Annotated in this window: 19 protein-coding genes; 13 read left to right on the forward strand and 6 right to left on the reverse strand. The window is 73.2% G+C overall.

Annotated elements, in window-relative coordinates:
- Window positions 1-38: 38 nt before the first annotated feature.
- Window positions 39-5,045 (reverse strand): rhamnogalacturonan lyase family protein, encoded by a 5,007-nt coding sequence (locus ACWGKI_RS17445; RefSeq protein ID WP_452188656.1) that lies wholly within the window; start codon window positions 5,043-5,045, stop codon window positions 39-41.
- Window positions 5,046-5,611: 566 nt separating this feature from the next.
- Window positions 5,612-6,316, reverse strand: a complete 705-nt coding sequence (locus ACWGKI_RS17450) for a FadR/GntR family transcriptional regulator (protein WP_452188657.1) — start codon at window positions 6,314-6,316, stop codon at window positions 5,612-5,614.
- 165 nt (window positions 6,317-6,481) lie between these two features.
- On the opposite strand from ACWGKI_RS17450, the gene ACWGKI_RS17455 reads away from it, so the two are divergent.
- The 3 genes from ACWGKI_RS17455 to ACWGKI_RS17465 are packed head-to-tail and all read left to right on the forward strand — an operon-like array spanning window position 6,482 to window position 9,632.
- Window positions 6,482-7,309 (forward strand): (Fe-S)-binding protein, encoded by an 828-nt coding sequence (locus tag ACWGKI_RS17455; RefSeq protein WP_452188659.1) that lies wholly within the window; start codon window positions 6,482-6,484, stop codon window positions 7,307-7,309.
- Window positions 7,306-8,850, forward strand: a complete 1,545-nt coding sequence (locus tag ACWGKI_RS17460; RefSeq protein WP_452188661.1) for a LutB/LldF family L-lactate oxidation iron-sulfur protein — start codon at window positions 7,306-7,308, stop codon at window positions 8,848-8,850. Before ACWGKI_RS17455 ends, ACWGKI_RS17460 begins: the two co-directional genes overlap by 4 nt.
- Window positions 8,847-9,632, forward strand: coding sequence for a LutC/YkgG family protein (locus ACWGKI_RS17465; RefSeq protein WP_452188663.1), 786 nt, complete (start codon window positions 8,847-8,849; stop codon window positions 9,630-9,632). The genes ACWGKI_RS17460 and ACWGKI_RS17465 overlap by 4 nt, the downstream gene beginning before the upstream one ends.
- Before the next feature lie 5 nt (window positions 9,633-9,637).
- Here the strand turns inward: ACWGKI_RS17465 and ACWGKI_RS17470 are convergent, their stop codons facing one another.
- Entirely contained in the window at window positions 9,638-10,795 is a 1,158-nt protein-coding gene (locus ACWGKI_RS17470; RefSeq protein ID WP_452188665.1) for an endo-1,4-beta-xylanase, read from the reverse strand.
- Window positions 10,796-10,993: 198 nt separating this feature from the next.
- Between ACWGKI_RS17470 and ACWGKI_RS17475 the strand changes: the two genes are divergently transcribed.
- Both ACWGKI_RS17475 and ACWGKI_RS17480 read left to right on the forward strand, forming a co-directional pair.
- Window positions 10,994-11,665, forward strand: coding sequence for a uridine kinase family protein (locus ACWGKI_RS17475; protein WP_452188667.1), 672 nt, complete (start codon window positions 10,994-10,996; stop codon window positions 11,663-11,665).
- Window positions 11,666-11,713: 48 nt separating this feature from the next.
- Complete coding sequence (locus ACWGKI_RS17480; protein ID WP_380243663.1) at window positions 11,714-12,088, forward strand: VOC family protein; 375 nt, start codon at window positions 11,714-11,716, stop codon at window positions 12,086-12,088.
- 12 nt (window positions 12,089-12,100) lie between these two features.
- On the opposite strand, the gene ACWGKI_RS17485 is transcribed toward ACWGKI_RS17480, so the two are convergent.
- Complete coding sequence (locus ACWGKI_RS17485) at window positions 12,101-12,355, reverse strand: hypothetical protein (protein ID WP_452188669.1); 255 nt, start codon at window positions 12,353-12,355, stop codon at window positions 12,101-12,103.
- Window positions 12,356-12,409: 54 nt separating this feature from the next.
- On the reverse strand, window positions 12,410-12,994 hold the full coding sequence (locus ACWGKI_RS17490) for a DUF1697 domain-containing protein (protein ID WP_380243661.1): 585 nt from the start codon (window positions 12,992-12,994) through the stop codon (window positions 12,410-12,412).
- A gap of 75 nt (window positions 12,995-13,069) precedes the next feature.
- Here ACWGKI_RS17490 and ACWGKI_RS17495 point away from each other — a divergent pair, with 75 nt between their 5' ends.
- The 4 genes from ACWGKI_RS17495 to ACWGKI_RS17510 all read left to right on the forward strand — a co-directional run bounded on the left by ACWGKI_RS17495 (window position 13,070) and on the right by ACWGKI_RS17510 (window position 15,843).
- Window positions 13,070-13,456: a hypothetical protein gene (locus tag ACWGKI_RS17495; protein WP_452188671.1), complete on the forward strand. Its 387-nt coding sequence runs from the start codon at window positions 13,070-13,072 to the stop codon at window positions 13,454-13,456.
- Between the two features lie 416 nt (window positions 13,457-13,872).
- Window positions 13,873-14,103, forward strand: a complete 231-nt coding sequence (locus tag ACWGKI_RS17500; protein ID WP_380243659.1) for a FitA-like ribbon-helix-helix domain-containing protein — start codon at window positions 13,873-13,875, stop codon at window positions 14,101-14,103.
- Window positions 14,103-14,525, forward strand: coding sequence for a PIN domain-containing protein (locus ACWGKI_RS17505; protein WP_452188673.1), 423 nt, complete (start codon window positions 14,103-14,105; stop codon window positions 14,523-14,525). The genes ACWGKI_RS17500 and ACWGKI_RS17505 overlap by 1 nt, the downstream gene beginning before the upstream one ends.
- Before the next feature lie 109 nt (window positions 14,526-14,634).
- The gene (locus ACWGKI_RS17510; protein ID WP_452188674.1) at window positions 14,635-15,843 is read left to right on the forward strand and encodes a glycosyltransferase; all 1,209 of its coding nucleotides are present in this window, start codon (window positions 14,635-14,637) and stop codon (window positions 15,841-15,843) included.
- Window positions 15,844-15,866: 23 nt separating this feature from the next.
- Here ACWGKI_RS17510 and ACWGKI_RS17515 read toward each other — a convergent pair whose 3' ends face one another.
- A complete protein-coding gene (locus ACWGKI_RS17515; protein WP_380243656.1) occupies window positions 15,867-16,883 on the reverse strand; it encodes a LacI family DNA-binding transcriptional regulator in 1,017 nt (338 codons plus the stop codon).
- A 183-nt stretch (window positions 16,884-17,066) separates the two neighbouring features.
- On the opposite strand from ACWGKI_RS17515, the gene ACWGKI_RS17520 reads away from it, so the two are divergent.
- The 4 genes from ACWGKI_RS17520 to ACWGKI_RS17535 all read left to right on the forward strand — a co-directional run bounded on the left by ACWGKI_RS17520 (window position 17,067) and on the right by ACWGKI_RS17535 (window position 21,035).
- On the forward strand, window positions 17,067-18,203 hold the full coding sequence (locus tag ACWGKI_RS17520; protein ID WP_452188680.1) for a Gfo/Idh/MocA family protein: 1,137 nt from the start codon (window positions 17,067-17,069) through the stop codon (window positions 18,201-18,203).
- A 65-nt stretch (window positions 18,204-18,268) separates the two neighbouring features.
- On the forward strand, window positions 18,269-19,486 hold the full coding sequence (locus tag ACWGKI_RS17525) for a dihydrodipicolinate synthase family protein (RefSeq protein WP_452188682.1): 1,218 nt from the start codon (window positions 18,269-18,271) through the stop codon (window positions 19,484-19,486).
- Window positions 19,483-20,409, forward strand: coding sequence for a sugar phosphate isomerase/epimerase family protein (locus ACWGKI_RS17530; RefSeq protein WP_452188676.1), 927 nt, complete (start codon window positions 19,483-19,485; stop codon window positions 20,407-20,409). The genes ACWGKI_RS17525 and ACWGKI_RS17530 overlap by 4 nt, the downstream gene beginning before the upstream one ends.
- Window positions 20,410-20,603: 194 nt before the next feature.
- Complete coding sequence (locus tag ACWGKI_RS17535; protein ID WP_452188678.1) at window positions 20,604-21,035, forward strand: hypothetical protein; 432 nt, start codon at window positions 20,604-20,606, stop codon at window positions 21,033-21,035.
- The last annotated feature ends 57 nt before the right edge of the window (window positions 21,036-21,092 follow it).

Below are 21,092 nucleotides of genomic sequence, written 5' to 3' on the forward strand. Positions count from 1 at the left end.
GAGACAGTCCCACGGGACGGGCGGGTGGCCGACGCGCGTCAGCGCCGGTCGCGCGCGACCAGCGTGAGGGGCTGGCTCCGCGTCTCGCCGAACCGGTTGGTGAGGACGGCCACGTACCGGTGCTTGCCGGCGGTGATGCCCTCCACCGTGAGGTCGGCCCGCTGACGTGCGGGCGTCGCGTCGACGAGCTCCTGCTCGGCGACGACGTCGCCGTCCTGCAGCAGGGTGACGCTCTCACCGTTCTGGCCCCGGCCCAGGGTGACGTGGAACGTCGCCGTGCCGGCCCCCCGCAGCAGCGCGACGCGCTGCGACGCGTCGATCGTCACCGTGGGCGTGCCGGGCTCGGCCGTGGCCGGACCGGGCACCCGCTCGGCGGCGGGGGCGTCGGTCGTGAAGGCCAGGCGCGGCGCCGCCGGCGTGTCCATCCCCTCGCCGAGGAAGTACGACGTGTGCGGGGGCTGGTTGTAGGCGGTGTTCTGCCAGGCGACCGACTGCCGGTACTGCGAGTCGGACATCAGGGTCCGCAGCCGGTGCTCGGTCGGGATCGTCGTGGTGGCGATCCGCAGCGCCGTCGAGTCGGCGGTCCGGGTCACGATCTCCTCGCGCCAGTCACCGAACAGGTCGGCCTGCAGGGCCGGGGTGCCCTTCGTGTCGTTGTTCGACAGGGTCCCGGAGGCCCGGTAGAGCTCCACCTCCTTGGCGTTCTCGTAGTCCCACTTGGAGATGGTCGGCACGCCGGTGCGGGTCGCCTCGTCCCAGTCGTGGTCGGTGATCTCGGCCAGGAGGTCACCGTCCCAGAGCGTGAGGAAGTTGGCCGCCGGGATCGTCGAGGAGATCAGCTCGCCCGAGGCCGAGCGCAGCTGGCCGGTGCGCGAGTTCCACGCGGCGTCCCCGCCGACGGCCCAGCCCTCCGCGCCGTCGTACCGCGGGTCGATGTCGCCCATCGCGGCACGGCCGGTGTCCTTCGTGGCCGGGATGGACCACAGGACCTCGCCGGTGGCGGCGTCCCGGAACGTCGCCCCGGTGTTGCCCGACTTCCCCATGTCCTCGTGGGCCGCGAAGACCTCGAGGCCGGGCCGGGACGGGTCGAAGTCGGAGACGTGCAGCGCGTCCCCGTGCCCGAGCCCGGTGTTGTAGAGCGCCTCGCCGTCGTCGTCGATCGTCATGGAGCCGTAGACGATCTCGTCCTTCTGGTCGCCGTCGACGTCGGCCGCGGTGAGGTTGTGGTTCCCCTGCCCGCGGTACTGGTCGCCCTGCTCGTCGGAGTCGAACACCCACCGCTTCGAGAGCTTCGAGCCGTCGAAGTCGTACGCGACGAGCACGGCGCGCGTGTAGTAGCCGCGGGCGAAGACCGCGCTCGGGTGCTCGCCGTCGAGGTACGCGGTCGCCGCGAGGAACCGGTCGACCCGGTTGCCGTACCCGTCACCCCACGAGCTGACGTCGCCGCGCGCGGGCGTGTAGTCGACCGTGTCGACGGCGGCGCCCGTCTCGCCGTCGAAGACGGTGAGGAACTCCGGGCCGTCGAGCACGTACCCCGAGGAGTTGCGGTAGTCGGCGCGCGCGTCGCCGATCGTCACGCCCGCCCCGTCGACGGTGCCGTCGGCGGTCCTGGTCATGACCTCGGCGCGGCCGTCGCCGTCGTAGTCGAACACCTGGAACTGCGTGTAGTGCGCCCCGGCCCGGATGTTCTTGCCGAGGTCGATGCGCCACAGCTTCGTGCCGTCCAGCTCGTAGGCGTCGAGGTAGACGTTGCCCGTGTACCCGCCCTTCGAGTTGTCCTGCGAGTTGGTCGGGTCCCACTTCACGACGAGCTCGTACCGGCCGTCGCCGTCCACGTCCCCCACGGAGACGTCGTTGGCGCGGTAGGAGTACGGCTGGCCGTCCTTGGTGTACGCGTCGGCCGGCTTGTCCAGCGGGACGTCGAGCGTCTGGTCGTCCCACACGGAGAACTCCGGCGTGGCCCAGCGCTCGATGCCGTCGCGCACCGTGGCGACCCGGTAGGTCGAGCCTGCCGTGCCGTCCGGGTCCACGAGGTTGCTCGCGCCGGTCAGCGGCTGGTCCGTGATCCGCGTGCCGTCCCGGTAGACGTGGAACGCCACGTCGTCCGGGTCGTCGCCCAGCACCCGCCAGCCGACGTACACGCCGTCAGCACCGTCGTCGCCCGTCGCGACCGCGACCGGCGACCGGTCGAGACGCTCGGCCTGGCGGGCGAGCCTCGTCGGCGCCGGAGAGGTGACCGTGGCGGAGCGGTCGGACACGCCGCCCGCGTTCACGGACGCGACGGCGTACGTGTAGCCGACCGTGGTGAGGACGTCGGAGTCCGTGTAGGACGGCTCGGACGCCCGCGCCAGCAGGGTGAGGTCCTTCCCGGGCGCGGCCCGGTACACCTGGTAGAAGAGCGCTCCGTCGACCTCGTCCCAGCTCAGCGCGACCGAGTGCTTCGCCACGTCGCCGACGGCGAGACCCGTGGGCACCGCGGCCTTCGCGACGTCCGGGTCGACCGTCACCAGCTCCACCGCGTTCGACGGCACGGACTCGGTGCCCGCCGCGTCGAGCGCGACCACCGTGTAGGTGTAGGTGAGCCCGACGTCGGCCGTCGTGTCGACGAACGACGCGCCGGTCGGCTCGCCGAGCGCCTCGGGCGCGTCCGCGCCCTCGGCCTGCCGGTACACCCGGTACCCGGCCGCGTCCTTCGCGGCCTCCCAGCTGAGCGAGACCGCGACGTCGGTGCCGTCGACCTGGACGTCGTCGGCCACGAGCTTCGTCGGCGCGTACAGCAGCGGCGTGATCTCGAGCCCGTTGAGCCAGCCGTCCGCGACGACGTCGAGCCGCCCGTCGGTGACGACCACCGGCTGGATCACCTTGGTCGAGAGGCTGCCCTTGCCCGCGTTGGACGAACCGTAGTCCTTGCCCTCCAGCGTGGTGCCCAGCTTCGCCGTCCCGATCAGGTCGCCCCAGTGGACCGTGACCGCGTACGTCCCGTTCGGGACGTCGACGGCGAACGGCGTGCTCTTGCCGGGCAGGAGGAAGTCGCGCAGCAGGGCGCTCGGCTTCGGGTCGAAGCTGTCGCCGCGGTCTCGCCCGCCCGGCACCGCGCCGGTGAACCCGTAGCCGCGTGCGGCCGTGTACGTGGTGGTCGGGTCGACGGGCAGGTACCCGTCCTGGGTCACGTTCCCGGCGAGCTGCATGTCGAACCGGTAGACCGGCGCCTTCGTCGTGACGCGCACGGCCTGGGACGGCTCGGAGTCGCCCTTGCCGTTCACGGCGACCACCCGCACGTCGTAGGCCGTGCCCTGCTCGAGGCCCGTGACGTCCGCCTGCGCGATGGTCGACGTCGTCGCCAGCGTGTACGCGTCGTCCGCGGCGTCCGCCCGCTTGACCTGCACCTTGTAGATGTCCGCGCCGTCGACGGCGGTCCAGCGCAGGCGCGCGCTCGAGCTGGACACGCTGCCGGCCACGACGCCCGCGGGCCGTGCGGGCACCTCGGCCGGCGGCTCCGCGTCGACGACGTCGTCGGCGAGGGGGAGGTCGAGCTTCTTGACGTCCTGCGCGACGAGCCGCGCCATCTGGATGGCGCCGTAGGTCTGGAAGTGGGTGTCGTCCTGCGTGCCGTTCGGCCGCCCGGCGTACACGCCCGCGGGCACCCACAGGAAGACGGACTTCGCCGCCTCCGGGCCGATGTCGGTGAGGTAGGCGCGGCTGGACGCCGACAGGTCGACCAGCGGCGTCCCCGTCTCCTCGGCGAGCTGGCGCACCTGCTCCACGTACTCGGGGAAGGACACGTTCGCCTGCCCCGTGGCGTCGAAGCTGCGCCGCGACACCGGGGTGACGAGGATCGGCGTGGCGCCGCGCTGCTTCGCGCCGTCGACGTAGGCCCGCAGGTAGTTGCGGTAGTCCGCGGGGGCCGCGTACCGGTCGTCGACGCCGTAGCTCGCGTCGTTGTGGCCGAACTGGACGAACAGGTAGTCGCCCGGGCGGATCTCGCGCAGCACCGTGTCGAGGCGGCCCTGGCTGATGAAGTTCTTCGACGAGCGGCCGCCGATCGCCTGGTTGTCCACGGCGACGTCGTCGGACAGGAACCGCTCCAGCATCTGACCCCAGCCCGCCTGCGGCGCGTAGCCGTCGGTGTAGGTCTGCACGGTGGAGTCGCCCGTGACGTAGGCCGTGGGCTCCTTCGCGGCCTCGCGCGGCGCCTGGCGCGTGATCGTCAGGCCCGCGAGGTTCGCCGCGGTGCCGGAGAGCTCGAGGTTGAGCTGGCCGTCGACGACGGCGATGTCGAAGCTCATCTCGAGGAACTCGCCCGCGGCCTTCTTCGTGGCCTGGACCTTGGCCATCTGCTCCGCGGTGACCGCGATGTCGGTGGCGCCCTGGGCGTCGCCCGCGACGAGGTCCACGGTGTAGTCGCCGTTCGGCACGTCGACGACGAGCTCCGTGTCGCCCACGGTGACGAAGTCGGAGCGCAGCGCGTCGGAGCCGCCCCGGTCGGTGCCGGTGACGGCGGACGGGTCGACGAAGCCGAGCCGGTGCTTCGCCGTGTAGGCGGTGGTGGCGTCGACGGCCGTCGCGCCGCCGGCGACCGCGCCGGGCCCGAAGTCCAGGACGAGGCCGCCCTCGGGGACGGTCGGGTCCGCGACGCCGTCCCCGACGAGCGAGCCCACCGTGGCGGCGGACGGCGCCGAGAGGGTGCCGTCGGCGCCGATCGCCTGCGCCCGGTAGTAGTGCACCGTCGTCGTGTCCACGTCGTCGGTGGCGTACACGGTGCGCGCGTCGGTGCGCGCGACCTCGGTGTACTCGCCGTCGACGGAGTCGCTGCGCGTCAGCACGTAGCCCGTGGCGCCGGCCACCTCGTTCCAGCGCATCGACAGCGCGCCGTCGACGGCGCGGGCGACGCGGACGGACGTCGGGGCCGCGGTGTCGGCGGCGGCTGCCGTCGTGACCGCGGGCAGACCGGCGAGGATCAGCCCCGCGGTCGCGACCCCCGCGGCGAGCGTGCGCCGGGCAGGGAGGGCCCCTCGTCGCCGGGGGGTCGGGTTAGCGCTTTCCATCGATGGACGCAGTGGTCGTGATCGTTCTGGCACGAATGCTCACCTCGGGGTCTCGTCGTCGAGCCGCCCTCGACCGCCGCCGTCGGCGTCGAGGTTGAATGGATTCAAGGAGAAGTGCGGCACCATGATGCCCGCCACCGGGAGACGCCACAACCCCTGCCCCCTCCGCCGAGGTAGTTCCAGGCACGGCGAGGTAGTACCAGGAATGCCGAGTTAGCACCAGGCACGGCGAGGTAGCACCAGGCACGGCGAGGTAGCACCAGGCACGGCGAGGTAGCACCAGGCACGGCGAGGTAGTCAGGGTCTTGCTGAGGTAGTTCTCGAGCCGCGATGACTGAGCCTGATCGCGACTACCTCAGCGCGATCTTGACTACCTCGGCAACGGCGCAACTACCTCGGCAGCACCGGGACTACCTCGGCATTCCTGCAACTACCTCGGCAAGACCGCAACTACCTCGGCGGGACCGGGACTACCTCGGCAGGACCTCGACTACCTCGGCAGGACCTCGACTACCTCGGCAGCTGCGTAACTACCTCGGCAGGACCGGGACTACCTCGGCGAGGCGTCAGACGCCTGCCTCGCGGGAGAAGCCCTCGATGTGGGCGCGGACGGCGGAGGCGGCCGCCGCGCCGTCACCGGCGGCGACGGCGTCCAGCACGGTCCGGTGCTCGGTGCGCAGCCGGGCCGCGGTGCGCGGCCACGACGGCAGCCGCTCGATGCCGACGGCGACGTAGCCGCCGATCGCGCCGCGCAGTCCGGTCATGACCGCCTCGACGAGGACGTTGCCGGCCATGCGGACGAACTCCAGGTGGAACGCCTGGTCGAGCTCGAGGAACTCGGCCGCAGGGACGTCGTCGTCCTCCATCCGTGCGAGCAGCCGACGCGCCTCCTCCAGGTGCGCGGCCGTGCCCGGCGCATGGTCGACGACCCGCTCCGCGGCCTGCGCCACGGCCCACGACTCGAGCAGCACCCGCGTGGCGACGACGTCCCGCACGGGCAGCGTCCCGGTCGCGACGTGCAGCCGGACCGCCGCACCCAGGCCCGCGGCGGGGCGGTCGATGACGACGGCGCCCGCGTTCGGGCCGGAGCCGACGCCGGGGCGCACGATGCCGAGGGCGTCGAGCACGCGGATCGCCTCGCGCACCGACGGCCGGGAGACGCCGAGGTCCTCCGCGAGCGCTCGCTCGCCGGGCAGCCGCTCGCCGAGGCCCCACCGGCCGGCGGCGATGCCTTCCTCGAGGTGGGCGAGGACTCGTTCATGGGTGCGCACGGGCCCAGCGTAACGACCATGGCGACAATGGTCTGACCACATCGGCTACAGTGGCCGCGCGGTGCCGACCTCCGTGCGCCGCCGCCCTGCCCGCGCCATCCTGAACCTGCTGGACCGAGCCGACCGCCGCATCGCTGCGGCGCCGAAGGAGTACCGAGGAGTCGTATGCGCATCGCCCTCGCCGCCACCTGTCTCGCCGACACCCTGTTCCCCGGAGCCCCGCGCGCGACGGTGCGCCTGCTGGAGCGGCTCGGCCACGAGGTCGTGTTCCCCACCGACCAGGCGTGCTGCGGACAGATGCACGTCAACACCGGCTACTTCCGCGAGGCGGTGCCGGTGATCCGCAACCACGTGGAGACCTTCGCGCCGGTGGCGGACGGCGAGTGGGACGCCGTCGTCATGCCGTCCGGCTCGTGCACCGGGTCGGTGCGGCACCAGCAGGCGATGGTGTGCCGGCGTGCCGGTCTCGACGACCTGGCCGCCACCGCGGAGGCGGTGTCCGCGAAGACGTACGAGCTGTCCGAGCTGCTGGTCGACGTGCTCGGCCTCACCGACGTCGGCGCGTGGTTCCCGCACCGCGTGACCTACCACCCCACCTGCCACTCGCTGCGGATGCTGCACGTGGGCGACAAGCCGCTGCGGCTGCTGCGCGCCGTCGACGCGATCGACCTGGTGGAGCTGCCCGCGGCCGACACGTGCTGCGGGTTCGGCGGCACGTTCGCGCTGAAGAACGCGGACACGTCGGCCGCGATGCTCGAGGACAAGACGGCGCACGTGCGCGGCACCGGCGCCGAGGTGCTCACCGCCGGCGACATGTCGTGCCTGATGCACATCGGCGGCGGCCTCTCCCGCCAGGGCACGGGGATCCGTGCGCTGCACCTGGCGGAGGTGCTCGCCTCCACCCGCGAGGAGCCGACGCCGTTGCCGGAGACGACGTTCACCCGGCCCGGCCGGGACGCCGCCGCGCGCACGGGCTCGGGGGTGGCGCGATGAGCCAGACGTTCCTCGGCCTTCCCCGACCGCGACCCGCCACCACCACGGACGAGCCGTTCGGCCCCGTCCCGCACCCGCAGGAGCCGCTGCGCTGGGGTCAGGACTTCCCCGCCGCGGCGAAGCAGACGCTGGCGAACGACCAGCTGCGCCGCAACCTGGGCCACGCGACCCAGGTGATCCGCGCCAAGCGTGCCGCCGTCGTCGACGAGGTGCCGGACTGGGAGGCGCTGCGCGACGCCGGCTCCGCGCTCAAGCAGCAGGTCATGGCGCAGCTGCCCGACCTGCTGGCCACGCTCGAGGAGAACGTGACCGCTCGCGGCGGCGTCGTGCACTGGGCGCGCGACGCGGCCGAGGCGAACCGGATCGTCGCCGACATCGCACGGTCCAAGGGTGCCGACGAGGTGGTCAAGGTCAAGTCGATGGCCACCCAGGAGATCGGGCTCAACGAGGCGCTCGCCGAGGAGGGCATCGCCGCGATCGAGACGGACCTGGCCGAGCTCATCGTGCAGCTCGCCGACGACATGCCCTCGCACATCCTGGTGCCCGCGATACACCGCAACCGGTCCGAGATCCGCGACATCTTCCTCGCCCGCATGGGCGACGCCCCGCCCGACCTGTCGGACGTACCGCGCGAGCTCGCGATGGCCGCCCGCGCACACCTGCGCCGCAAGTTCCTGTCGGCGAAGGTCGCGGTGAGCGGGGCGAACTTCGCCGTCGCGGACACCGGCACGCTCGCCGTCGTGGAGTCCGAGGGCAACGGGCGCATGTGCCTCACGCTGCCCGACACGCTGGTGACGGTCATGGGCATCGAGAAGCTGGTGCCCACCTTCGACGACCTCGAGGTGTTCCTCCAGCTGCTCCCCCGCTCCTCGACCGGCGAGCGGATGAACCCGTACACGTCCCTGTGGACGGGCGTGACGCCGGGCGACGGCCCCCAGGAGTTCCACCTGGTGCTGCTCGACAACGGCCGCACCGACGTCCTCGCCGACGAGGTGGGGCGGTCCGCGCTGCACTGCATCCGCTGCTCCGCCTGCCTGAACGTGTGCCCCGTCTACGAGCGGGTGGGCGGCCACGCCTACGGCTCCGTCTACCCGGGCCCGATCGGCGCCATCCTCACCCCGCAGCTCACCGCCTCGTCCGGCGGCGTGTCCGGGCACCACGACCCGAACGCCTCGCTGCCGTACGCGTCGTCCCTGTGCGGAGCCTGCTACGAGGTGTGCCCGGTGAAGATCGACATCCCGTCGATCCTGGTGGACCTGCGCGCCCGGGAGGTGGACGCCGACCGGTCGTCGCGCGGCGTCGACCCGTGGCGCACGGCCATGAAGGCCGCGTCGTGGGTGATGGCCGACGGCGACCGGTTCGCGCTCGCGGGACGTGCCGCGACGCTGGGCTCCGGGCTGGGTGGCCGCGACCACGCCCTCTCCGTGGCGCCGCCGCCGGCGTACGGGTGGACCCGGTCGCGCGACCTGCCCGCCCCGCCGCGGCAGACGTTCCGGCAGTGGTGGCAGGCCGAGCACGAGAACGAGGAGGGCTCGCGATGAGCGAGGCACGCACCGAGGTCCTGGCGCGAGTGCGGGCGGCGCTGGGGCAGAGCGGGTCGGGCACGACGCCGTCGGGCAAGGTCGGAACCCCGCCTCGCCCCGAGCCGGTGCCGCGCGCCTACCGCGCCGCCGGGGAGCACGACGCCGGCTCGCCCGAGGTGCTGGAGCAGCTCGTCGACCGGCTGGTGGACTACAAGGCGCACGTGCACCGCGTCTCCGCCGCCGACCTGCCCACCACGATCGCCACCCTCGTCGCCGAGCTGTCAGAACCACGTGACGGTATGGCCGCTCCTGGTTCTGACAACTCTCCGGGCCCTGAGCTGTCAGGACCAGGTGAGGGTGGAGCGCCACGTGGTTCTGACAGCTCGCTGCGGGTCGTGGCGCCGAGCGGGCTCGACGACGCATGGCTGGCGGCGCTGCCCGCGGACGTCCAGGTCGTGCGCGACTCGCGCGAGCAGCCGCTCGCCCCGACGGACCTCGACGCCGTGGCCGCCGTCGTCACCGCCGCCCGGGTCGCCGTCTCCGAGACGGGCACGATCGTGCTCGACGGCGAGCCCGACCAGGGCCGGCGCGCGATCTCGCTGGTCCCCGACGTGCACCTGTGCGTCGTGCGGGCCGACCAGGCCGTGCAGACGGTGCCGGAGGCGGTCCGGCTGCTCGGCGAGCACCCGGACCGCCCCCTGACGTGGATCTCCGGCCCGTCCGCGACGTCGGACATCGAGCTGGACCGCGTGGAGGGCGTGCACGGCCCGCGGACCCTGCACGTCCTCCTGCTGGACTGATCCGCTCAGCCGTTCCGGCCCGGCGGGGTGCGCGGCGAGGTCCCCGGCGTGGCGTCGGTGAGGCCCGAGAGCAGCGCCTGGTACGCCGGCTTCTTCGCGAAGTCCTCGGTCATGATCGTGGCGTAGCCCTCCGGGAAGACGCCGGGCACCCACGACCGCCCGTCGTCGAAGCCCCAGACCGTGAAGCTGGTGCAGGCGGCGACGTCGAGGCATGCCTGGAGCAGCCGGTCGTACCGGTCCGTCTGGAGCGCGACCTGCTCGGCGGTCGGCTCGCCGTCGTCGCCGAGGGGCATGCGGACGTCGGCCTCGGTGACGGCCACCTTCAGCCCCAGGTCGGCGAACCGTTCGAAGTTGGCCCGCATCGAGTCGTCGAAGCCGTACTGGAGGCTCAGGTGGCTCTGCGCACCGAAGCCCTGCAGCGGAGCCCCGTCGGCGAGCAGCTCCTTCGCCAGCTCGTAGTACGCGTCGGTCTTGGCGTTGATCCCCTCGGCGTTGTAGTCGTTCATGAAGAGCAGCGCCTCGGGGTCGGCCTCGTGCGCCCACCGGAAGACGTCACCGATCAGGCCGACCGGGTCCTGCGCACAGGCCTTGAGGAACGGGTTCGCCTCGGTGCGCAGCCGCACGCCGCCGGCGTCCCAGTCGTCCTGCATGACCTCGTTGATCACGTCCCACTCGTAGATCTCGCCCGCGTAGCGGCCGACGACGGTGCGCACGTGGTCCTCGAGGACGTCGCGCGCCTCGTCGCAGGTCCAGCTCTTGCTCGCCTCGGTGACCCACTCCGGGTTCTGGCTGTGCCACAACAGCGTGTGCCCGCGGACCTCCTGGCCGTGGGCCCGTGCGAAGGCGACGACGGCGTCCGCGCCGGAGAAGTCGTAGACGCCCGGCTCGGGATGGATCTCGGCCCACTTCATGTCGTTCTCGGGGGTGACCGAGCCGAACTCGTCGCCGAGGATCTGCTGGAAGGTGCTCGGGTGCTTGCGGTCGTAGTCGAGCAGCTCCCGCTGGCCCCACACGGCGCTGCCGATCTCGAGGTCGTGCGGCGCCGCGGAGCGCAGCGTGGGTTCGGGCCGCGCGGCCTGCGCCGCCGGGGCGGCCAGGGCCAGGACGGTGACGGCCGACGCCACGACGGCGGCGGCGCACCTGCGGTGGGGGGAATGGGACATCGTTGTTCCTCTCCGATCGAGACTTCTATGGCTCGGGTCAGACGTCGGACAGGTCCGACGCTGCAAGATAACGATGTCGATAACGTTTTCGCAAGAGGCCGAGCCGGCCTCGCGAGGACGTTTCGGGCGTCACCCCTCCCCCACGTCCGCACGCGCCGGGATCGTGCGGCCGCCGCCGAGGCCGCACAATGGTTTCCCGTGACCGACAGCGCGCCGCGGGCCGACGGGCCGACGCCCGAGCCTCCGTCCGACGCCCTCTTCGACGTGCCGGAGGGCGCACGTCGGCCTGTCCGCCGGATCGTGCTGCTCACGGGGCCGTCGGGCTCGGGCAAGACGGCGCTCACCCGCCGGCTCGGCCTGCCGGTGGTCAACCTCGACGACTTCTACCGCGACCTCGACCACCCCGGCATGCCGATGCGGTTCGGCATCGTCGACTGGGACGACCCGGCCAGCTGGGACCGCGAGGCGGCCCTCGACGCGCTGCGCGACGTCGTCGCGACGGGCCGCGCCGAGGTGCCCGTCTACGACATCCCGACGTCCCGCCGCACGGGCACGACCGTCCTGGAGACGGCGGAGGCGCCGGTCGTCGTGGCGGAGGGCATCTTCGCCGCCGAGCTGGTCGCGGCCTGCCGCCGCGAGGGCATCCTCGCCGACGCGATCTGCCTCGCCCGGCCGCGCCTGATGACGTTCTGGTTCCGCTTCCTGCGCGACGTCGCGGAGGCCCGCAAGCCGGTGCCGACCCTGGTGCGCCGTGGCTGGGGACTGCTGCGCGCCGAGCCCGCGCTCGTGCGCCGCTGGGTGGGGCTCGGCTGCCGCGCGGTGTCGCCCGCGCAGGCGGAGCGGGACATCCGCACCCTTCTCGCGGCATAGCTCGGAGCAGCCTCGGCCCGACGACGTCCGCGGCGCTACGGTGGGGCGATGTCGCCCGTCAAGCAGTTCCAGGTCACCTTCGACTGCGCGGACCCGGAGCGCGTCGCCCGCTTCTGGTGCGAGGTGCTGGGGTACGAGCTGCCCGCCGGCGTGACATGCGCCGCCGTCGACCCCACGGGCGTGGGCCCGCGGCTGTACTTCCAGCGCGTGCCCGAGGGCAAGGTCGTGAAGAACCGCGTGCACCTGGACGTGCGGGTGGGCACGGGCCTGGTCGGCGACGAGCGCCTCGCCGCCCTGCGCGCCGAGCAGGCGCGCCTGGAGCCGCTCGGCGCGGTCTACCTGTACACGCAGTACGCCGACGGCGAGGAGGAGTCCTGCATCACGATGCAGGACGTCGAGGGCAACGAGTTCTGCATCGACTGACGGCCCGGGGCGTCAGCGGAGGAAGACCAGGGCGGCCCAGCGCAGCAGTGCCCACGCGACGACGACGACGGCGGCCGCGACGACCCACGGCCGACGCCGGCCGACGATGCCGGTCCCGACGGCGCCCAGCAGCGCGAGCGGCGGGAAGTACAGCACCGCGATCCCGCAGATCGCCAGCGCCGCGGCGGACGACGGCGTCAGACCGCTGACCGCCTCACGCGCACCCGGGTCGAGCACGGCGTTCCCGCCGCTGGTCTCCTGCGCCACGTCGTCCTCTTCCTGCCGGCCCGTCGGCACGCCGACCGCGCCGCTGCCGTGACCCTAGGGGTCGCGGCGCGGTAACGGTAGGGGTTCGTCGAGCAGCTCCAGGAGCCGGGTGGTGGTGCGCCAGGTCCGCACGGTCATCTGCTGGAAGACGGGGAGGGCCATGAGTCGCTGGATCCGCGTCCGTCGCGCCTGCGCGGCGACACGGGAGAAGTAGACGGCGCCCGGCCCGGGCGCGACGGCGTCGACGCCGTCGCGCAGCTCGGGCATCACGTCCAGGACCTCCCGCGCGGTGAGCGGCGCCTTGAGGAAGTAGACGTCGCTGCGCAGGGTGTCGGAGCCATGGTCGGGCGGCGCGGCCTCGACGGTGGCCGAGAGCTCGTCGCGCGAGCGGACCAGCGTGGGGACGGCGAAGCCGAACCGGTCCGCGAGCGCCGCCTCGATCGTCGCCTCCAGCTCCGGCCCGCTCGCCGGGTGCGCGGCGAGCAGGACGTTGCCGCTGCCCTGCACGGTGCGCACGACGCCGAGGCCGGCGCCCTCGAGGCAGGCGACGAGGTCCGGCATCGCGACCTGGTGGTGGCCGCCCACGTTGAGGCCGCGCAGCAGCGCGACGGACGTGGGCGACGCCGGCTCGGTGGCCATGAGCCCACCGTGCCACCGGCCTCCGACAGGCCCCCGGCGCGCTCCACGCTTCAGGTTGGTGAGAGACGGGCGAAAATGGTGGAGCAGGACTTTGGGGCCTTGCAGATTTCGCACGCCGACCTCGACGCAACCCCTGCGTTCGGCGACCTCCTCATACTCGCGCTGTTCATCGTGGGCGGGATCGCTCTCGCCGGCGTCGGCGGCCTCATCGCCTCGCTACGTCCCCGCACCCCGTGGCCCCCACAGGGGCCCAGCGGCGGCGTCGTTGCACTCGGTGAACTCATCGAGGTCTTCCAACCCTCACGCACCCATACTCGCGAGGACCTCGAGTACAAGCGCCTGGAGATCACGCAGGCACCCGGGACAGACCCGGGGGTCTCGGTAGACCTGGAACGTGGCCAGGCGCTCATCAACCTCCCAGTCGACCAGAGACCGGGAACGACATCGCTGAGCAACCGGTAGCGGCCAGCGACCCGAAGCCATCAGCCCTGAAGGAGGCGCTGTGCGCCGGATCGACATACAAGGTGGCATGTTCGCTTCCGTTGAGCTGTGTGCACACGGGTTGAGTCGCAAGATCGCGCTCGACGACAGGCATCTGTTGCTCCGCGATGGCCCCGAGCATCACCGCCGGAAGCAGACATGCGACGGTCAATACATCGGCAGCCCACGCACGGCGGCCTCGCCATCGACGCCTACCACGCACTGCCAGGGCGACAACGGACCCGATGACCACGATCAGGAAGAGCAAACGGAACCACGTGGCCAGCGGTGCGAACGGTCCCGCCCAGGGGCCAGGAGGTCCCACCCCGGCATGCCCGTGAGGATGGCCACAGAATCGCTGCTATCATAGAGGCGATATCACTAGAGGAGGACGCTCGATGGAACAGGTGTTGATCCGAAGCCTTCCCGACGGCACCAAGGCCAGCCTGCGGGCGCGCGCCGAGCGCAACCATCGATCGGTCGAGGCGGAGGCACGCGCGATCCTCAGCGCCGCCCTCTCCGAGCAGCCCGCGAGCCTCGTCGAGCTTCTCGCCGACCGACGTCCGGAGGCCGACTTCGACTGGGACCCGCCTGCCACCCGAGTCGGCGTTCGCGAGGTCGACTTCTGATGTACGTGCTGGACACGAACGTCATCTCCGCCTTGCGGGTGCCTGGCAGGGCTCCGGCGGTGGAGGCATGGGTCAGGAGCGTCCCGCTAGTCGACCAGTTCACGACGGCTTTCACCCTCGGGGAGATCGAACAGGGGATCCGGGTCAAGGAGCGGGAAGACCAGAAGCAGGGCGCGATCCTGCGGGAATGGTTCGAGGCCCAGGTGCTGCCCACCTTCGCGACCACCCACCGGGTCCTGCCCTACGACGTCCGTGCCGCACGGATCTTCGGGCGCTACCCCGTCCCGGAGGGCGCTCCCGCCGACGATGCGCTCATCGCCGCGACCGCCGAGGCACACGGCATGGTCGTGGTGACCCGGAACGTCAAGCATTTCGCACCCCTGGGCGTCCGACTCCTCGACCCGTGGGAAGCGCGGCACTAGAGACCAAGGCATGTCCATCGCGACGGCGCCGTGACGTCATGAGAATGTCACACGCCGGTCATCGGCTCCACACCATCGCCGCTCACGCTGAGGGCAGGAGGTGGTCCAGATGGCCGAGCGCGGAGCTCTTCGAGTCCTGTCCCTCTACGAGGGATTCTTCAGCGGTGGCGCGCGGGTGCTGCACTCGTCGGTGGTGGCCGGCCTGCACGGTCAGGGCCGCCAGCGGCACGCCGTGCTCAGCATCCACGCCGAGGTGCGGCGCGAGTCCGCCCGCCAGCGCATGGTGGACGACCCCCGGTACCGGCGGCTGACGGCGGCGGGCGTGCGCGTGACGTCGCTCGGCCGGTCCACCGAGGTGCCGCACGACCCGGAGGTCCTCACGGACGCGGAGGCCGAGATCCTGGCCCGCGAGCTGCGGGGCACGGACGTCGTGCTCTCCCTCAAGGAGCAGCCGCTGCGCCTGTTCTCCCGTCCCGACGTGCTCCCCGACCGACCCGTCGTCGCGTGCCTGCACCGGTCCGACCCGCAGAACCAGGGGTCCGGGCTCGGGCACCTGCTGGCCGCCGCGGACGACGGACGGCTCGCGGCCGTCGTGTGCTGCGCGGAGTCGACGCGCGCCGCGTACGAGGCGGCCGGGGTGCCGGCGCACCTGCTGCGGGTGATCCCGAACGGCGTCGACCTGACGCGCTTCCGCCCCGTGCCCGCGGCACGCCGCCTCGCTTTGCGCGGGGCGCACCGCCTCCCGGTCGACGGCGTGGTCGTGACGTACGCGGCGCGCTACGACGCGATGAAGAACCCGCGCCTGTTCGTGGCGGCGGCGCGCGAGCTGCTCGGGCGCGACGACGACGCGCACGTCGTGATGTGCGGGGCGGGCATGAGCCCGACCAACCCGGAGCTGACGGCCGACCTGGCGCTCGCGTTCGCCGACCGGCCCGACCTGCTCGGCCGCGTGCACCTGCTGGGCGTGCGGCACGACATGGAGCAGGTGCTGGCTGCGTCGGACGTCGTGGCGCTCACGTCGGCGTTCGGCGAGGCCGCCCCGCTGTGCCTCATCGAGGGTGCGATGTGTGGCGCGGTGCCCGTGTCGACGCCGGTCGGCGACAGCGCGCGGATCGTGGACGGCATCGGTCTGGTGACCGGCTTCGACCCGGCAGAGATCGCGGCGGCCTGGGTCGAGGCCGCCGCCCGTCGCGACAGCCTCGCGGCGGCGCTCGTCGGGGCGCGGCCCCGATTCAGCCACGTGCGGATGCTGTCGTCGTACGCGGCCACGGTCGAGCGCGCCCACCGCGGGCTGGGGCTGACGCTCGCCCGCGGCTGACGCCGCCCCGACCCGGCCCGGTGTCAGCGCGTCGAGTCGCGCAGCCGCACCTCGAAGTCGACCTCGGTGACGGCTCCGGGCGCGGCCTCGCCGACGGCGGCGCGCACGGCGAGGCTGCCCATCTCCTCGAGCGGGATGCGGACGGTCGACAGGGCGGGCGCGTGGTCGCGCAGCGTGGGGACGTCGTCGAACCCGGCGACGCGCACGTCGCGCGGCACCTCGACGCCGAGCTCGCGCAGGCGGGCGATCAGGCCGATCGCCATCACGTCGGTGACGGCGAAGACGCACAGCGGCTCGCCGCCGGACGCGTCGTCGCGGACGAGCTCGGCGACGTCGTCGCCGGCCGCGTAGCCGCCGTCGCGGGAGAACTCCGCGGTGAGGACCTCCCCGACGGTGCCACCCCCGGCGCGCGCCGCCGCGGTGAACGCGTCCGTGCGCTCGCGCGACGTCACGACCCGCGCCGGGCCGCCGAGCACCACGAAGCGCCGCTGCCCCTGGGCGAGCAACGCCTCCGCGAGGGCGCGCGCGCCGGCCGCGTTCGGCGGCCGCACCACGGACCCGTCGCCCACGGGCTGGCCGACGATGACGGACCGCCCGCCGGCGGTGACGAACGCGTCGAGCTCGGCGGCGAGGGCCGCGTCCTCGTCGGGCGTCCACCGCGTGCCGGCGACGACCACGGCGTCCACGCGGTGCGCCGCGAACGCGGCGACCGCCTCCCGCTCGGCCTCGGGGTCCCGCCCGGTCGAGGCGAGCAGGACGAGGCGTCCGCTCTCGCGCGCCGCCGCCTGCGCGCCCGCGGCGATGGAGGAGAAGTAGGGGTCCGAGATGTCCTGCACCACGAGGCCGAGGAGCCCTGACCGGGCGCGCGCCAGCGCCTGGGCCTGGGCGTTCACCACATAGCCCAGCTCGGCCGCCGCCGCCCGGACCCGGGCGACCAGCTCCGCGCCGGGCTGTCGCGCCGACCCGTTGAGCACCCGCGACGCCGTCGCGAGGGAGACCCCCGCGCGGTCCGCGACGTCCTGCAGCCTCGCTCGTGCCACGTGGTCCTCCTGCTCTGTCGGGGCGAGACGCCTTGACGCGCTCGCCGCACACACCTTACCGTGATCGGGAAAGCGCATTCCCCTGCCGCTCGGCATCGGGTCCGTGCAACCGCCCCGGCGCCGCCCGCGCCGACGACGAAGGAGTCCTGAGTGAGCACACCCACGCGCACCCTGCGCATCGCGATGAACGGCGTCACGGGCCGCATGGGCTACCGCCAGCACCTCGTGCGCTCCATCCTGCCGATCCGCGAGCAGGGCGGCGTCGAGCTGCCCGACGGCTCGCGCGTCCAGGTGGAGCCCGTCCTCGTGGGACGCAACGAGTCCAGGCTCGCCGAGCTGGCCGCGCTGCACGGCGTCGAGCAGTACACCACCGACCTCGACGGGATCATCGCGGAGCCCGCCACGGACATCGTCTTCGACGCGTCCATGACCTCGCTGCGCGCCAAGACCCTCACCAAGGCGATGCAGGCCGGCAAGCACGTCTACACCGAGAAGCCGACCGCCGAGACGCTCGCGGAGGCCGTCGAGCTCGCCCGCCTGCGCGAGGAGACCGGCGTCACCGCGGGCGTCGTGCACGACAAGCTGTACCTGCCGGGCCTGGTCAAGCTGCGCCGGCTCGTCGACGAGGGCTTCTTCGGCCGCATCCTGTCGCTGCGCGGCGAGTTCGGCTACTGGGTGTTCGAGGGCGAGCACCAGGCCGCCCAGCGCCCGTCGTGGAACTACCGCAAGGAGGACGGCGGCGGCATGACCACGGACATGTTCTGCCACTGGAACTACGTCCTCGAGGGCATCCTCGGCGCGGTCCGGACCGTCAACGCCCAGACCACCACGCACATCCCCACCCGCTGGGACGAGCAGGGCCGCGAGTACGCCGCCACCGCCGACGACGCCGCCTACGGCATCTTCGAGATCGAGACGCCGGGCGGCGACCCCGTCGTCGCGCAGATCAACTCCTCGTGGGCCGTGCGCGTGTACCGCGACGAGCTCGTGGAGTTCCAGGTGGACGGGACGCACGGCTCCGCCGTCGCGGGCCTGCGCAAGTGCGTCGCGCAGCAGCGGGCGCACACCCCGAAGCCGGTGTGGAACCCGGACCTGCCCGTCACGGAGCCGTTCCGCGACCAGTGGCTCGAGGTGCCCGCCAACGCCGACCTCGACAACGGCTTCAAGCTGCAGTGGGAGGAGTTCCTGCGCGACGTCGTCGCCGGGCGCCCGCACCGCTTCGACCTGCTGTCGGCCGCGCGCGGCGTGCAGCTCGCCGAGCTGGGGCTGCGCTCCTCGGCCGAGGGTCGCCGCCTCGACGTCCCGGAGATCACGCTGTGACGACGACGCCCGCCCTCCGACCCGCGCCGGCGCCCGAGCTGGCGACCAGCGGCGTCACCGTGCGCCTGCCCCGGTTCGACGCCTCCGGGCGCGCCACCGGCACCGAGGTGCGCGAGCTGCACGCGCCCGGTCCGTGGACCACGCCCACCGGGCCGATCACCTCGCGCGTCGCGTTCGCCGCCGCGCACGTCGTGCCCCAGGTCGGCGCGGAGAACGTGCCCGGCGCGCCCGCCGTCGTCGACTGGGACGCGACGCTCGCGTACCGCCACCGCATCTGGGAGCACGGCCTGGGCGTCGCCGACGCCATGGACACCGCGCAGCGCGGCATGGGCCTCGACTGGGCGGCCACGCAGGAGCTCGTGCGCCGGTCCTCCGCGGAGGCGGCCTCCGTCGGGGCGCGCATCGCCTGCGGCGCGGGCACCGACCAGCTCGACCCCGCCCAGGTCGCGACGTGGGAGCCCGGCGACCCTGCCGCGCTCGCCGCCGTCGTCGACGCGTACCGCGAGCAGGTGCACGTCGTGCAGGACGCCGGCGCGCAGGTGATCGTCATGGCCTCCCGCGCCCTGGCGCGGGCGGCCCGCTCCCCCGAGGACTACGCCCGCGTCTACGACGCCGTCCTCGCCGAGGCGGACCGGCCCGTCGTCCTGCACTGGCTGGGCACGATGTTCGACCCGGCCCTCGCGGGCTACTGGGGGTCCGACGACGTCGCCTCGGCCACGGCCACCTTCCTCGACGTCATCACGGCGCACCAGGACAAGGTCGACGGCGTCAAGGTCTCGCTGCTCGACGCCGGCCACGAGATCGGGCTGCGTCGTGCGCTCGCCGCGCTCGACGGCTCGCCCGTCCGGCTCTACACCGGCGACGACTTCAACTACCCCGAGCTGATCGCGGGCGACGAGCACGGCCACTCCGACGCCCTGCTCGGCATCTTCGCGGCGATCTACCCGGCGGCGTCCACGGCGCTGCAGGCGTTCGACGCCGGCGCGGCGGGCGACCCCGACGGCGCGGCCCGCGGGCACGCGATCCTCGCGTCGACGGAGAAGCTGGGGCGGCACATCTTCGCCGCGCCGACCTACTACTACAAGACGGGCGTGGCGTTCCTGTCCTGGCTGAACGGGTTCCAGCCCGGCTTCCAGCTGGTCGGCGGCCTGCAGTCCGGCCGGTCGCTCGCGCACCTGGTCGAGCTGGCCCGCCTCGCCGACGGGTGCGGCCTGCTGCTCGACCCGGCGCTGGCCGCCCGCCGCCTCGACGCCCTCCTGACCACGCACGGGGTGACGGCATGAGCGCCGCCGACCTGAGCCGCTGCTCCCTCAACACCGCGACGGTCAAGCACGCCACCCTCGCCGAGGCGGTCGACGCCGCGGCGGCTGCAGGCCTCGGTGCCGTGGGCCTGTGGCGCCACCAGGTGCAGGAGCACGGCGCGGACAAGGCCGCGCGGATCGTCACGGACGCCGGCCTGCGGGTCTCGTCCCTGTGCCGCGGCGGCTTCCTCACCGCTGCCGACGACGCGGGCATCGCCGCCGCGCTGGACGACAACAGGCGCGCCATCGAGGAGGCGGCGGGGGTCGGGACGCGCGAGCTGGTGTTCGTCGTGGGCGGCCTGCCTGCCCTCAGCACGCCCGGCCAGGGCCCCCGGCGCGACGCCGGGCCGGGCGACCGCGACGTCGTCGCCGCCCGCGCCCGCGTCGCCGACCGCATCGCCGAGCTGGCGCCGTTCGCGGCCGAGCACGACGTGCGCATCGTGCTCGAGGCGCTGCACCCGATGTTCGCCGCCGACCGCGCGGTGATCTCCACGCTGGGGCAGGCGCTCGACCTCGCCGCGCCGTTCGCGCCCCAGACCGTGGGCGTGGTCGTCGACACCTACCACGTGTGGTGGGACCCGCAGCTGCGCTCGTCGATCGCGCGGGCCGGGGCCGAGGGCCGCATCGCGGGCTACCAGGTGTGCGACTGGAACCTGCCGCTCGCCGCCGACCCGCTCAACTCGCGCGGCCACGTGGGCGACGGGTACGTCGACTTCCCGACGATCTCGCGCTGGGTGGCCGAGGCGGGCTACACCGGCGACGTCGAGACCGAGATCTTCAACGAGCAGATCTGGGCCGACCACCCGCACGCCACGGCGCGCACCGTCGGCGAGCGGTACGCGCGGCACGTGCAGCCGTACCTGGAGGGCTCGCCCGACAACGAGCCGGAGCACACCGGGCCCTGACACCCCGGTGCGGGCCGGTCGCCGACGCCGGCCCGCCGCACGACGCCCCGCCGCCTCACCGAAGGCGGCGGGGCGTCGTCGTGCCGCAGGAGGTCGAGGAGTGGTCAGGAACGAAGAAGCGCCGCCGCGCCCCGCCTCCCTAGCCTGGGAGACGTCGGCGCGCACGGCGCCCACCACGAGCCGGGAGGTACACCATGACCACGTCCGAGGGACTGAGCGCCGACGAGCGCGCCGCCGTCAAGCAGCGCGCGAAGGAGCTGCGCGAGCAGGAGAAGGCCGGCAAGAACCGCGCCGCGGGCGAGAAGTCCGTCCGGGCGGCGATCGAGCCGCTGGAGGGCACGGACCGGGACATCGCCGAGGGCATGTACCGCGTGGTCGGCGACGTCGCGCCCCAGCTCGTGCCGAAGACGTACTACGGCATGCCGGGCTTCGCGAACGACGCCGGCAAGATGGTCGTGTTCATGCAGCCCGCGGCGAAGTTCAAGACCCGCTACGCGACGATCGGCTTCGACCCCGCGGCGAACCTCGACGACGGCGACTTCTGGCCCACCGCGTTCGCCGTGCTCGACTGGACCCCGGCGTTCGAGGAGCGGTTTGCCGCGCTGGTGCGTGCGGCGGCGAGCTGAGCCGACCCCGGCACCCGCTGTGGGTACGAAAGTGGCGGGAATTCCCTCGGGAATTCC

The sequence above is a fragment of the Isoptericola sp. NPDC055881 genome, from assembly GCF_053615895.1.